The organism is Vibrio sp. M250220 (assembly GCF_036533795.1).
In the GTDB taxonomy this organism is placed as follows: Bacteria; Pseudomonadota; Gammaproteobacteria; order Enterobacterales; family Vibrionaceae; genus Vibrio.
Map to the genome: position 1 here is coordinate 1 of NZ_JATABI010000067.1, position 14,852 is coordinate 14,852.

The 14,852-nt window shown below is 41.2% G+C and carries 9 protein-coding genes and 2 pseudogenes; 5 read left to right on the forward strand and 6 right to left on the reverse strand.

The features are described from left to right. Positions 1-4,797: PAS domain-containing hybrid sensor histidine kinase/response regulator (locus QTN94_RS18210; protein WP_331428448.1), on the reverse strand; the 4,797-nt coding region annotated here is incomplete at its 3' end. A gap of 107 nt (positions 4,798-4,904) precedes the next feature. Here QTN94_RS18210 and QTN94_RS18215 point away from each other — a divergent pair. Next, entirely contained in the window at positions 4,905-5,999 is a 1,095-nt protein-coding gene (locus QTN94_RS18215) for an HD-GYP domain-containing protein (RefSeq protein WP_331428449.1), read from the forward strand. A 302-nt stretch (positions 6,000-6,301) separates the two neighbouring features. Beyond that, a pseudogene (gene vctC, locus QTN94_RS18220) lies at positions 6,302-6,716 on the forward strand (iron chelate ABC transporter ATP-binding protein VctC); the annotation flags it as partial. Positions 6,717-6,753: 37 nt separating this feature from the next. Here vctC and cueR read toward each other — a convergent pair. After that, a complete protein-coding gene (gene cueR / locus QTN94_RS18225; protein ID WP_331418457.1) occupies positions 6,754-7,146 on the reverse strand; it encodes a Cu(I)-responsive transcriptional regulator in 393 nt (130 codons plus the stop codon). Positions 7,147-7,490: 344 nt separating this feature from the next. On the opposite strand from cueR, the gene QTN94_RS18230 reads away from it, so the two are divergent. After that, positions 7,491-8,684, forward strand: coding sequence for an acetate/propionate family kinase (locus QTN94_RS18230; protein WP_331428450.1), 1,194 nt, complete (start codon positions 7,491-7,493; stop codon positions 8,682-8,684). A gap of 199 nt (positions 8,685-8,883) precedes the next feature. Here QTN94_RS18230 and QTN94_RS18235 read toward each other — a convergent pair whose 3' ends face one another. The 4 genes from QTN94_RS18235 to QTN94_RS18250 form a co-directional block, all read right to left on the reverse strand. After that, complete coding sequence (locus tag QTN94_RS18235) at positions 8,884-9,378, reverse strand: peptidylprolyl isomerase (protein WP_331428451.1); 495 nt, start codon at positions 9,376-9,378, stop codon at positions 8,884-8,886. 178 nt (positions 9,379-9,556) lie between these two features. After that, entirely contained in the window at positions 9,557-10,249 is a 693-nt protein-coding gene (locus QTN94_RS18240; RefSeq protein ID WP_331428452.1) for a hypothetical protein, read from the reverse strand. 6 nt (positions 10,250-10,255) lie between these two features. Continuing rightward, on the reverse strand, positions 10,256-11,377 hold the full coding sequence (locus QTN94_RS18245) for a hypothetical protein (RefSeq protein WP_331428453.1): 1,122 nt from the start codon (positions 11,375-11,377) through the stop codon (positions 10,256-10,258). Positions 11,378-11,456: 79 nt separating this feature from the next. Next, complete coding sequence (locus QTN94_RS18250; protein WP_331428454.1) at positions 11,457-12,428, reverse strand: hypothetical protein; 972 nt, start codon at positions 12,426-12,428, stop codon at positions 11,457-11,459. A 295-nt stretch (positions 12,429-12,723) separates the two neighbouring features. Here QTN94_RS18250 and QTN94_RS18255 point away from each other — a divergent pair, with 295 nt between their 5' ends. Both QTN94_RS18255 and QTN94_RS18260 read left to right on the forward strand, forming a co-directional pair. Continuing rightward, positions 12,724-13,905: a hypothetical protein gene (locus QTN94_RS18255; protein WP_331428455.1), complete on the forward strand. Its 1,182-nt coding sequence runs from the start codon at positions 12,724-12,726 to the stop codon at positions 13,903-13,905. Between the two features lie 141 nt (positions 13,906-14,046). Then, positions 14,047-14,140, forward strand: a pseudogene (locus QTN94_RS18260) (IS5/IS1182 family transposase); the annotation flags it as partial. Positions 14,141-14,852 lie beyond the last annotated feature (712 nt).

Below are 14,852 nucleotides of genomic sequence, written 5' to 3' on the forward strand. Positions count from 1 at the left end.
GAATTTGTTAATCGTGTTCCCAATGATGCCGAGTTCGTTATTGCTCTTATCATCGACACGAAGGGTGAGATCAGAGTTGGTATCGACTTGTTGCAATAAGGTCGCCATTTGGTCTATCGGTTTTACCACGCGGCGATTGACCAATACATAGCCAATAATTGCGATAACAAATACAGCGATCAATGAAATATTACCTATCAAAACGGTGGTTTGAACCTCTTGAGCTGCCATCTCAAACTGTCGATTGGTTCGCGCTTCGAGTTCTTGAAAAAACGTATCGATAGGTGCCATGATCTTGGCTTTTTCTTGATGATATTCCTTACTATGCAAAAGTGCCGCGGCCATTGCTAAGTCGGGTTCTCCCTTTTGGGTATAGTTGCCTGAGCTATCCGGATATAGCCCTTTAACCGCGTTCATCGCTTTGACTTCCATGTTGACCAAGGCATCTGAGTTTTGCTGTGCTTGTTTTAACAACTTGAATTCAGATTGGGTGAAGCCTAGGTTTTCCATCATCTGTTGCAGAGATATTCTCTGGCCGTCAGGTTTTGGTTTCTGTCCATAGCTCAACACTAAATCCCAATAGATTGTGTGATAATTTTCTGGGCGTGGTTTTTGGCCGTTGCGGATAGCCAGAATGTCCATATACATTTTTTCGTAGGTATCATCAGCAGTTAGGACATAGGTGCGGCCTAAACGAGTTAAGTCATCAGAGCTTTGACGTAATTCATCAGCAGCTTGATAGGACTGGTAACGAACTTGTGCCATATCATCCACTTTCTGCAATAGGCCGTTAAGCTGAAAAACGGTGATGACACTGATGATAATGCCTAAGGCGATGACCCCAAACACCAGCTTCATTGTATTGTTAATGTTCATCAATTCAAATTCAAATCCTTCAATAGCATCAATGAATTGAAGCTTCTGCTCTTCGGTCCAAATCCCGAATTGCTGGGCATCTTGAACTATGCTCAGCGCCTCAACATCATACGCTTCCACTAAGCTGACCAAACGTTGGTAGAGTTCGATTGGATCGGCCTCTGTTTTCACCTCGCTTGGTGTCCGATTTGCGTGCCACTGGGCCAATTGAGCGTTTAGCTTTTTAATCATCTCTGCGCACACTTCCAGCTCGTCCAGTGCAGACTTATCTTGTTCTCGGATGCTGCGTTCCATCTTAGCCGCAAGTTGAGAGACAAGTTTGATTCCTAAGTTAGCCGAAGATCCTTTTAGCGAGTGGGCCATTCGAGCCGCTATGTCCCAATCTTCTTTATCAATGACTTCTTTAAAGATAGATAACTCTGTGCTTTGCATCTCTAAGAATCGACCTAAAATGGTCAAATAACTCTCTTTGTCACCGCCAATATCATAAATGGCTTGCTCAACGTTGATGCCCGATAGGATCGGCAGTTCAGAATCAACGGCGGGAGAGACGGGTTTTTCTTCTTGCAGCAATTCATCGTTTGGTTGCTGTGATGACAGATATTGAACCAGAGTTTGATAAAGGTTGTGCACATTAACAGGTTTGGCGAGATGAGAGTTCATGCCTGCATCTATGCAGCGTTTAACATCGCTCTGCATGGCATTGGCGGTCATGGCGATAATGGGGAGATTTTGCCATTTTGGATTGCGTCTGATCTGCTCAGTGGCAGAGATACCATCTAAGACAGGCATCTGCATGTCCATAAGAACCAAGTCCACCGCTTTTTGTTCAAGAATGTTGATCGCTTGTTGACCATTTTCAGCGGTCACTACACTGAGATTAGTACCGTTGAGTAGACCTAAAGCCACTTCTTGATTTACCTCGTTATCCTCAACTAATAGCACGGTTTGTCCATCAAATACGGGCTTTTCGAGTTGATTAGCATGATGGTTGCGAGTGGCTTGTTCAATGCCAAAACTGTTCATGATTGCATCGAGAAGGTTGGAAGGATTGACGGGTTTTACAATCAGAGAATCAATAAGTTTTGACGTCGTTTGGTCTAACGAAATTTCACGACCGTAAGCGGTGACGAGGAAACGTTTTGAACGTTCGAGTAGCCGTTCTTTTTGCGCAGTTTGTAGAAGTTCAACGCCATTTAAACCAGGCATGTTCCAGTCAACGAATAGTAGATCAAATTGGCTTTGTCGCATTTCATCAAGCGCTTCAAAACCGTTACTTACCGCTTTGGCTTCGAAGTGCATCGCACTTAGCAAGGTGACTAAAATATTTCGGGCGGAGTCGTTATCATCAACCACTAAGGCTCGCTTACCAGCCAGTCCGGCGATCGGCTTGGATATATCACGCATTTTGGCCTCTTGCAGGCCACATGTGATGGTAAATGCGAACGTTGAACCAACACTTGGAGTACTGCTGACACTCAATTGTCCACCCATCAACTCAACCAGTTGTTTGCTGATACTGAGTCCCAGACCTGTCCCGCCAAACTGCCGAGTGATGCTGCTATCCGCCTGAGAAAACGCATCAAATAGGTGGTTGATTTTATCTTTGTCGATGCCAATGCCAGTATCCTTGACCGCAAAATGAAGAACCACCTCGCGTTCGGTGACTAATTTAGGACGTACAGACACGACTACTTCGCCTTGTTCGGTGAATTTAACGGCGTTGCCACACAGGTTTACCAGCACTTGTCCTATTCGGAGTGGGTCGCCAATCAAACCAACGGGAACTTGAGGGTCAATATCGAGTAGAAATTCGATTTTTTTATCTTGTGCTTTAAACGATATAATATTGATCAGGTTTTCAAATACCTCGTCCAAACTAAAGTCGATGGTCTCTATGTTCAATTTACCCACTTCTATTTTCGAGAAGTCGAGGATGTCATTAATTATGCCAATCAGGTTTTTCGCAGATTCATTGATGCGAGTTAAATATTTCTGCTGGGCGGGATCGAGTTCAGTATTCAGTGCAAGGTGAACCATACCCAAAATACCGTTCATTGGTGTACGTATCTCGTGGCTCATATTCGCTAAAAACTCACCTTTAGCACGGCTCATCGCATCGGCAGTCTCTTTAGCATCACGGAGTTCGGTTTCCATCTGCTTACGTTCAGTTAGGTCAAGTAAGATGCCGACAATTCCGGACACCTTGCCTTGGTTATTACTGAACGACGCTTCGCACACGAGCATGTCGCGTTCCTGTTGGTGTTGGTCGAGTAGAGATAACTCGTAGGTTTTACTTCCTTGCTGGAGAAATAACTCCTGATGAGTATCGTTAAAGCACCGCGAGGCCTCTTGTTGGCTAAATACTTCTAAGGGTGTTTTGCCAACAATATCTTGCATTGGCAGGCCACATAACTCGCTGAACTTAGCGTTGACGGTCAGGTATTTGCCTTGTGGGGACAGGCAGTACATCGGGTTGGGGGTCGCATTTAAGATCTCTTGGTTGAGCTGAGATTGTTCCAGTACTTTTTGTTCGGCTTTTCTCTGTAGCTCGATGTTTTGGCTCAGTTGGATGCTGACGGCCAAATCATCGAGCATTTGAGTCAGCCACCGATACTGGATTTCATTTAATTCACTGATGGTACCGACTTCGAGTAAGGCGACAGGTTGTTCGTTAACACAAAGAGGGAAGTAGTAGAGTTCATTGAGTTCTAGGCTGCCACCGCTGACTGGCATGGTGTATTTGCCCGCCAGCGCTGTCATGCTGTAGGGCTTACCGGAAAGAAGAACGCTTAACTCCGTAGAACTGGTGTCTGAAATATGGCTCGCTTGTGTTCCATCGTAGCCAGCACCTGCCACTCGAACTAATTGATTATCTCGATACAAGGAGAGACCGATTTGTTGAATTGGAAATTGATGGAGAAGAAACTGGGTCACTTCTTGGCATAGGTCGAGCGTCGATTGACTGGTTCTCAGGACAATATTGAAGTCTTTGAATAGCGTATTTTGATTGAGTTGCTCCGTTATATGATGAAAAACGACGTTCAGACTATCGATGAAATGTTGCAGTTCCGCATAGGCTTTTTGAGTAATAGTAAAGGCATAGTTCTTCTCTTTGACTTGATGAACCACCGTTTTTAATAAACGACTGACAGGGCTAATGTAGAGGTGCCACAGCAAAGCGAATGAAAGAGCGATCGATGCCAGCAATATGGTTATTAATGTGAGATAAATATTCCGGTATTCGAGCGTTTTTCGGTCGAAGTTATTGATACTGTTTTCAATTCGATAAATGATCGCTTTGTGAGCAGAACCGACAGCTCGCATGATTTTGGCTTTTTCGGCGAAGTATTTTTTGCTGTACAGCAGTGACTGTGCGTATTGAAGATCGGGTTCTCCGGTGTCTATTTCTTGCCCTTGTTCGAGTATTTTTATCCCTTTAACCGCTAGAAAGGCTTCACGCTCAAGATTGACTAAGCCATCTGACAGCAAGAGAGCGCTTTTGAGTTCAAGAAATTCAGCCCCACTGATGCCAGAATCTCTCAATCTGGTGAGCAGTGGTGTACTTTGCCCACCACTGGCTGAGGGGAGCGGCTCGGTTGAATTTGCTACTAAGTCCCAGTATTCATATTCATTGCCTATCGGCAGCGCCGCTTCGCCATTGCGTACAGCAAGGACTCGATTAAACATTTCTTCCCAATACTCGTCACCTGTCACTACGTACGCTCTGGCAAATTTTGTAAGGTGATCTGAGCTTTGTTTGAGCTCTTGTGAAAGTCGGTAGAAGCGATGCAAGTCATTTAGATAGGTGTGACTTTGTAAACGCAGTTCTGAAACTTTATCCGTAACCACAAACATGGCCACAGCGCAGGCTCCCATTATTAGGAAGAGCAGCATAAATAGTGTGCGAATTGAATGCATTGATTTCCTTCCTTGAGTAGATAGCAGTGCAAGTAACAACGGCTTGCCTATATTTATAAGCTTACCTATTGTTATTCTAGTCTACAAAATGTTTTAGGAAATTTCGTATGGCCGTTGAAAATCTGAGTGACTGTACAGTGCTGATCGTTGATGACTGTGTAGACAACCTAGCGTTTATGGCTCAAGGGTTGAAAGGGAGTTACCATGTAAAAGCTGCCAAGAGTGGGGAGATGGCGCTCAATATCGTTGAGAATTTCGATATCGATCTGATTTTACTCGATATCGTTATGCCAAACATTACTGGATATGACGTTATTCGAGCGGTCACCAGTAATCACAGTACACGTCATATTCCAGTGATATTTCTTACAGGGAAAAGCTCTCCTGAAGATGAAAAACTAGGATTTGAACTTGGTGCGGCTGACTACATTCATAAGCCCATCAGCATACCTTTATTGCGCTCACGGGTGAGAACTCATCTGCAAAATAAGCGCTCAAAAGATATTCTCCTCGGCCAAAATGGTTATCTAGAGAAAGAAGTCCTCAAGCGCTCCTATGAACTTGACAGAATGCAGGATGCGGTCGTTTTTGCCCTTGCAAGCCTCGCTGAAACTCGAGATCCTGAAACAGGCAATCATATTTTGCGTACCCAGCACTACGTAAAACTCCTAGCAGAAAAACTCGCTGAGAAATCTCAGTACAGTGAATGGCTGACACCTAAGGTGATTGATACCTATTTCAAGGCAGCACCACTTCATGATATTGGAAAGGTAGGAATTGTCGATTCGATTTTACTCAAACCGGGAAAACTGACCGATGAAGAGTTCGAAATCATGAAAGGGCATACGACACTGGGATTGATAGCTTTGGAGAAGGCAGAGCAGTTGTCAGGTGCCCGCAATGATTTGATCACTGTAGCCAAAGAGATCGCCTATGGTCATCACGAAAAGTGGGATGGTTCAGGGTACCCAAATCACTATAGTGGTGAACAAATTCCACTCAGCGCTCGTTTGATGGCGCTAGCAGATGTCTATGATGCGTTGAGATGTCGGCGTGTATATAAAGAGCCAATGACTCATCAAGACGCCAAAAATATCATCATGCAGGGGGGAGGGAGCCATTTTGATCCCCAGGTGATTGACGCCTTTATAGAGCAAGAAGATCGATTTATAAAAATCGCTCAAGAATTTGGCGATGGGTAACCCGTCCCTGAGTAAATAGGACGAGTTTGATACTTTACTTTAGCGTCGAGTTAGTGGGATTCACTGATCAGCCTGACTTTTCTGTCAGCGTGCAAGCTTACCATTCTTTGATAAATGTAAAAAACGTAAATCAGCGGTACATGGCTACAATTATAAATGATAATGCATTGCATTTGTAATTATGGACTCTAACAATGAAATTGTCTGCCGTTGCGCTGCTAGCCAGCCTAACTGTATTTGGTGCCAGTGCGAAAATGGTCGAGGTAGAACACGCTCAAGGTAAACTAAATCAGGATGACGCGTCGATTATCGACAAAGCGATCGAGTATCTCGACTTAAGCGACATTCAGCATAAGTATCTGGATGAACTGAGTGGTGGGCAACGCCAATTGTCATTTATTGCTATGGTCATGGCACAGGATACGGACTATGTTTTCCTGGATGAACCACTCAATAATTTGGACATCAAGCATTCATTACAAATCATGAAGAACATCAGACGACAGGCTCATGAAATGAACAAGGCGGTAGCTGTTGTGATTCATGACATTAACTTTGTTGCTTGCTACTCAGACATCATCATCGCTCTCAAGAAAGGGCGAATTGTCGCTCAGGGGGAGTGTGGAGCAAGTGATTCAGGCCGAGATCTTAAGTATTTATGAAACACCGTTTAACATCGTTGAAGTTGGCGGCAAACGTATGTGTACCTACTATTAAGCCCAATCAATGTTGAATAAGCCTCGTGTTACGAGGTTTATTCAGCTTTGGTGAGATCTTCGATAATAGGGCAGCTACTGCCTGAGTCGCCTGGACATGCAGACACCCACTTTTTAAGCTGACGTTCGATCTCTTGGAGTTCACGAATCTTGATTTCCACTTCGTGCAGTTTTTCTTTTGCTTTTGCCTTTACTTCGCTGCTTTTGCGGTTGGAGTTGTGCGCTAACTGAACCAATTCCTTACATTCAATCAAAGAAAATCCAGCGTTCTTCGCTCTAGAAATCAGATTGAGCTCCTGAACATGCTGATCTGAATACTCACGATAGCCAGACTCGCTTCTGTGGGGAGCAGTGATGAGCCCTTTATCTTCATAGAGACGAATTGATTTGCTTGATAATCCAGTTAGCTTTGATACAGCACCAATATTCATTGTGTTTCCTTAGTGAGTTAGGCACGGCTAATTCTACTTTGACACTGTTTTACTATGTTTGTTCGTCAAAGGCTAGCCAGCAGCGACAAGTAGCCTTAGATATACGTGGCAATCGATACCGTGAAAAAGAGCAGGATGACGAATAATTATCCCAAACTGACAAAAAACACATTAATTTTCGTATTCAAATTAAATAGCCACTTGCGATAGATCAACAAAAGTTTGTTTGTTTTGTTGAATAAGTATAGATAAAGTTGAAACATTCAAAAAATATTGAATAATAGGATCCACAAAACTATAGAAGTGTGACGCTTCATCAATCAGTCTGAAACAGGAACATATCCATGTCGAACACATTTGTGCTGGTCATTAACTCAGGTAGCTCTTCATTAAAATTCGCCGTTATCGACTATCTGTCGGGTGAAGCAATTGTTAGCGGTCTGGGCGAGTGCTTTGGCTTGCCGGAAGCTGTAATCAGCTGGAAGTACAATGGCGAAAAAACCGAAGAAGCCATTGATGCACTGGACAACCACCACCAACACGCGATTAATCGTATCGTTGCTCTAATAGATATATTAGGGTTCAGCAATGACTTAGTGGCCGTTGGCCACCGCATTGTGCACGGCGGCGAAAAATTCACTTCGACAGTACGTATTGATGACGAAGTTCTAGCAGAAATTGAAAGCCTGTCAGACCTAGCTCCGCTCCACAACCCTGCTGGGGCGCTTGGAATCGAAGCATCGATGAAAGCTTTCCCAAGCTTGCCACAGTTTGCTGTGTTTGATACGGCTTTCCACCAAACAATGCCACAGAAAGCGTTCACTGGCGCAATCTCTAACGAGCTATACAAAGAGTACGGTATTCGTCGTTACGGATTCCACGGTACGAGCCATTACTTCGTTAGCCGCGAAGCAGCTAAGATGCTTAACAAACCAGTGGAACAAGCAAGCTTTATCTCTGTTCACTTAGGTAATGGGGCGTCTGTATGTGCGATTGAAAATGGTCAATCAGTGGATACATCAATGGGCTTTACACCGCTAGCAGGCCTAATGATGGGCACACGTTCAGGTGACCTTGACCCAGGTATCATTGAGTTCCTAATGAAGAAGGGCTGGAGCCAAGAGAAAGTATTCGAAACTCTGAACAAAAAATCAGGTTTCCTAGGTGTCTCTGGCCTGACATCCGATGCACGTGGCATTTTAGAAGCAATGGAAAACGGTCACGAAGGTGCCAAGCTTGCGTTTGAAGTATTTACCTACCGCGTAGCAAAATATATTGGTTCATACTTGATCCCGCTTAACCACTTAGATGCAATTATCTTTACTGGTGGCATTGGTGAGAACTCTCTTCCTATTCGCCGTGAGATTCTGAAAAACCTAAACCTACTTGGTTTTATCGAAGACGAGAAGGGTAACGAAGACGCACGCTTTGGTGCAGCAGGCATTATTGCTAAGTCAGAGATACTAAACGCAGTGGCTATGGTCATCCCAACCAACGAAGAATTCGTGATAGCCCAACAATCGGTTGAATTGCTGTAATTTAAATTAAAAACAGATAGTTAAAAGCGAGCTTGATGCTCGCTTTTTTGGTTCTTTATGTCGGGTAGACCATCGCAAAGTAGCGCATGACGGTACTTTATAAGCACTAAAGCGATGGTATAGGCCTTAATTTTCGTGCTTATACATAACTTCATGATTTGTAGAGCCTAGATTATCGACAGTGTTACCCAACGCCTTGTTATTCTTCTATGGTTACCCGTTCAATCATAACCGTTTCTGCTGGCACATCATCATGCCCCATCCTTGATAGCGTATGTAGCTCGGCAATCTTATAAACGACATCCATACCCATTGTCACTTTACCAAACACAGCATAACCCCAGCCGTTGTTAGTTTTTGCTGTGTGATCTAGGAAATCATTGTCATCAAGATTGATAAAGAACTGTGCGGTTGCAGAGTGTGGAGCATCCGTTCGCGCCATTGCAATGGTGCCGTTAAGGTTCTTTAGACCGCGATTCGCCTCATTGGTGATAGGAGCGCGTGTTTCCTTTTCGTCCATTAATTCCGTTAGACCACCGCCTTGGATCATAAAGCCTTTAATCACACGGTGGAAGATAGTGCCGTTGTAGAAACCATCTTCACAGTATTTTTTAAAATTACGTGAGGACACAGGAGCTTTGTCTTTGTTAAGTTCGATTTGGATGTCACCAAAGTTGGTGTGAAGCGTAATCATTGTATATGGCAATCTCATTGGAGTGATGGCCGCAATTATAGGTAGTGGTAGCGAGATATAACAAGTTTTTGTTCCTTTATCCGATGAAGTTGACAGTTCCCTGATTTAGGAAACAAAGCCACACGCAATTGCTTCTTTTCCAATCGGTGATTTTACTAATTTAATCAATAGTATGCATTTATCTTTTTGATACTCTAAATGGGCCTTTACATGTTTCTTGGCTTGCAGGGGGAGTACCATGGTGAAACAATAAAATAGAGCAAGACGAATACTCTTGAATATGGTTATCAAGGTTAGAGCGTCGATTGAAGACATTATAAACTTTTTGATTTGACAATGCTGAGCTTACAGGTATATATCTACTTTCTACGATATCGTTATTTTGATCCTTTCCATATATCAATACACCTATAGGTGTTCCAGATGAAATATGAAAGTTGGCTTTGGATGCAATACTTCTACCTGAGGTTAACTGTAATTTATCATATATATAGTTAGTTGTATAACCAGAGTTAATCACCACATTTCTAATGCTATATTCTTGTTCAACTATCGTTTTAGGCGTAGTGCAAGTAACCGAAAAGTTATTTCTTTTCCTCAAGCAAAATTGAATTTGGCTTCCAATATGGTCGTTAAGTAATGTAAAGTGTGGTACATTAGATACAGTCAACCCGTCTAAACGCCATAAAATGTCAAAGTAATCATTGCCGATTAAGTTTTGGGCGATTGAACCATTTCGAGTTCCTACAATTACAGTGTTTGAGCGCAACGCTGAGTTATTATCTTTTTCGATAGGGACTATTGCCAAACTAGCATGAGCTAATATTGATATTGAGCTAAGGAAAAGGGAGAATAAAAAATACCTAAACATTTACTATTATCCTTGTTTTACGCATAATGCAGTGACTTGGTGGAAAGATGTCTCGTCAACTAGATAGTTCATCGCGGATGTAAAACGAGCAACATATCGTCTTCCAGGGGCTGGAGAATCATCTAGCAGCCAATGATTATCTAATTGCGGCCAGCCATATTCTAAATTAAATGTGTACGGGCTTGCATACGTTGTATTAATAGCGTTATTTAGAGCAAGGTGCTCTACCCAGTAGGGTAATCTATACCCCTCACCTAGGCCCTCACAATAAGATTTTGCGCTATTGAAAGTAAATAATGGTAGAATAGCATTCATAATACCATAAGGACTTCCCAGTATTTGAGTTGAATTATTATCACCTGATCTTTCACCTATAGGGGGACATCTGAAAGTAAGTTTTCTTCCTTCAGGAGTTGTGATGCTTATTTCATTTACTCCGCATTGCGTTGGATAATTAGTTATATCAGCATCATAAACCCATAAGTCAATGGTATCTTGAAGTCCTTGGTAGTTTGCAGAAACACTTACACTTGCCTCAAGGTATTGCCCACCTAAACCAATAGCTTTTATTAGGCCTTTTTTATTGTATTGAGATATGAACTTTTCGTCTAGATTTAGTACGGCGTTATCACTAACAGTCCAATTGGCTTGCTGAGTAACGTCAGAAGTTTTTCCATTGTTCAGGCTCGCTTGCAAATAGAGCTGTCTAGCTCCTCCCATCATCATGTTGCTAGAATAAGGCAGCAAGATATCTTTGTCTTTGGAAATTATGGATACACTGGTCACTTCAATCGGAACAATTTCTACTAGTGCCGACTCACTACGAACTCCATCTACCTCTGCGATAATTGTTACATTCCCTAATTTCCTCAATGAGATTGTGTTATCACTTTCTATTTCTGCATGTAATTTAGGCGTTATGTCCCATATAATATTAGATATATCGACGTATACACTGCTATCACTACTATAATACTTCACTTTTGGGGCAATGTTACTATCTTGTCCATATACATTCTTATCTAAAATTATAGATAGACTACGCGATGGTTCTGGATCGGGAGTTTCTGGTTCTGGAGCCGGAGTTTCTGGTTTTGGATCAGATACCTCAACTGTAATAGTTTTCATCTCTGGTTCGGTCATCATTATCTTGTCATGACCTTTACACCCTGCCAATCCGAAAAGTAGGATAAAAAGTACAACAAATTTAGCGCACATAGTTTTCTCCAATGACTTTCACTATTACCCTACGTTCTTCAGCAACTCCTTCTTCGGCACTGCTAAGAGGGCTATTTCGTGAAATATTTATTATTGATATTTCTGAATTTGGGAATTTTTTCAACAATATATCTCTAATTTTTTTTGCTCTTTCTATTGAAATGATGATATCTTCATCGAAACTTCTATGTCCATATATTAAAAATTTATCACCATCTTGATAACTATCTAACTCTTTATCAACCTGTTTAGGTTTCTCTATCTGAGTGGAGTTGAAGTTGAATAAAATTATTGAATTATTCTCTTTTAGCTCATTGTATGTATTTTTTTGAAATATGTTTATTGCATTTGTTTGAGGTTTTTGAAATATTTTTGAACTTCGAACAAGAGTTTTTTGTGTGTTGGATTCCCACATTGGCTTTGAAATTACTAAATTCAAAAACAATAAGTCTGAAGAAGTCCCTAAATAATTTGGATAAACTGAGAGGTTTAAGTGTAAAGCACTGTTTTTATATGTTAAATATCGTGTCAGGCCAAATGAATAGTGTATTGACGTTCCTATATGTTCTTTTTGATACTTTCCATAACTTAGATCTTTCCAAATTGTACCACCGGCCCCAAGATACAACGAAAGGTGATCATTTAAGTCAATGGCATATTTTGGCGTTAGACTTAGATTCTCAAATGAGAATGTATGATTTTCATTTTTTTCATTTTTGGCATAGAACTCTTCCGACTTAACAATTGAACCAGAAACAATAAAATCACCAAAGTTAAAACTAGTTTGAAGTTCAAGAGCTGGCTCACTATTTTTGCATTGAATGATACTGTTATCACATAAGTTACCACTGTAAACAACACCTAGACCCAAGCCAATATCTATACTGTCTAATTCAACTCCTGCTACCCACTTAGAATTAAGAACCAAGCACAAAATTAGCACTTTTGTTCTATTTTTCATTGGCGTCCTCACTTTTTATCATACCTTGTGTTTGGGTTGAGCTTATTTAAGCTAATAATATTTATCTTAAATAACTACTGTTTTGTTATTATGCAATGGTTGTGGATATATAAGTCAATGAAATATAGGTGAATTGCCAAACTAATCAATCAAATAGTAGATAATGAGCACAAACGTATTAATATTTTATGGTAATGTTAATTTTGCTTTTTTTATTTGATAATCAAAGCAACTGTTTAATCTATCAATATTAATAAACAAATTTGTCAATATTACATAAACAAGGAGTTGGCGTATGAGTGCTATTAGAAAGTCATTATCTGCACTTTATGTTGCAGCAATGTTGTTGGTTAGTTCAACGTCGTTTGCAGCGATAAATATATCTAGTTACGATGGTTCGGAAGTTAATACCCCCGTTGGTATTCCAATACTCGCTGAACAGGATGGAAATCTAGTTTTTAAATATAAACCGAATGGCAAACCAAATAATTACGTATGGTTAGACCAGAAAAATAGAACGCTATCTAGGGATTTGGTTTTTGCTCCAACTGATAGCGATGTTGGTAAGCGAGTTAGGCTGTGTGATGTAAAACGTTCTTCTATGAGCTGCTCGAATGAGCTTAGGGTTAGCCCATCATTAAATTCAAGGTCAAATCGGACTAATGCTCTCAGTTTCTTTAGTTTCTGGGAATATGAGAATTTCTACGACGATGATTTTCTACTTGATACTCAGACATCCGTTACAGCGATAACGAAATTCACCTATAAAGATGATGCCCCGGAAGACGGACATGTAAATGCGGCTAAGGTACTTGGTATTTTATCAGCTGATGGTGTCGCTTTGGCAACTCCAATCCAACTTGTAGGCACAACTACTAAAGCAGATAAAGAAGTTCCATTTACTTTCGATTCTATTTCTTTCGGAAACAGTATATTAGTTAAGTTTTGTAGTTTTATTATGGCAGACTCTGGTCAAGGTTCGGTGATAAGAGAAGACGACAAATGTGTTGAGCGTTTATTGAGAGATGGTGGAACCGAAGGTGGAGATAAAAATTATTTTTATCCTCCTTCACCTCAACAATTTAACGCTTTATTCAAAAACGTATCGTATCTCAATACAGAAACAGTGGTTGTAAACAATGAATCTAAAACTTATGTTTATGCACCAAGGTATGATGTTAACTCTCAAAATTTACTAGTAGAATATTGTAATGCAATTGCGGGTGCAAAGGCGGAACCATTAACCGAAGCTATGATGAATACCTTTATTGCTTCTGATGAGTTTGACTCATCTTGGCCTGGCTTAACTGGGTATTGGACTAATGATAATCCTACAAATTTACCTAGTTGGATGAGCTTTATACCTGGTGGATTTGGTAAGGTAGGTATATTAACTCCTAATCAAGGTAATCCATTTTATGAATTAGCATCTAATGAGTATTATAATGGTTACTATATATGTAAACGTGTAGAGTAAATAGCTATACATTTTAGAACATTTAGATAACTAATAATAAAAAGGTCTTACTCAATGGAGTAGGACCTTTTCGGGTTTTTGAAGTTGCTTAAATCACGAAGCTACGATCTGATCGCTACCCCCATCAATCGTCGTAGTCTCATGCCTAAACCTCGCTACAAAACAACTAACTTGGAAGCAGTATAATAAAACCTTAATCAACCGTGGTCCTATGACCTTCTGGATTGATGGTGAAATGCGTTTTCTCTATGCCATGATGCCATACTGGTCAAGCGAGCGGTTCCGCTTACCCCACCACGAGGAGGGGCTGCCTTCTGTGAGTAAGGACACCCTCGCGATTTAGCTGTAGGCTGTCATCTCATCTATCTCTTTGCTAAGACTGACAAAGTTACAGTATAAAGTTTGCAGTAAATTCCCCATTACTGGAACTGGAGAAAGAGCATTCTCTGCATCTTCAAGAGCTAGTGGTAAATGACTTCGTAAAGCTTTAATGGGAATAGGAAATACAACACCGTATTGAAAGCCAGCGAACAGATCAGGCGTCAGTAAAAGTCCATTGGGAAGGATGGCTCAAGTTACAAGCCATCCTTGATGGGTTACGAGTTGGTCATGTCTCTTAACTACGAAGCCTCGTGATCAAGAGTTAACCTATAAAGGGGGTGCTGAACTTTTATCTAGCGCAGTGAGTACAACTCGTTTCTCATAATGTCAATCGCTTCTTCGACAATATGGTTTTCGACAGTTAGCGGTGGCAGCAATCGGATTGCATTGCCGAATTGACCACAAGGCAACAAGATAAGCCCCTTGCTCCGGCATGCTTTGATTTTCAGCCCTAAACCACCTACTTCAGTAGGTGGTTATCATCCGTTTCGGCTTTGCCTGTAAAACTACTCATGCTAAATGCGTCTTTGATTTTTCCAGAAGTCAAAGAGGACAAATAACATGAG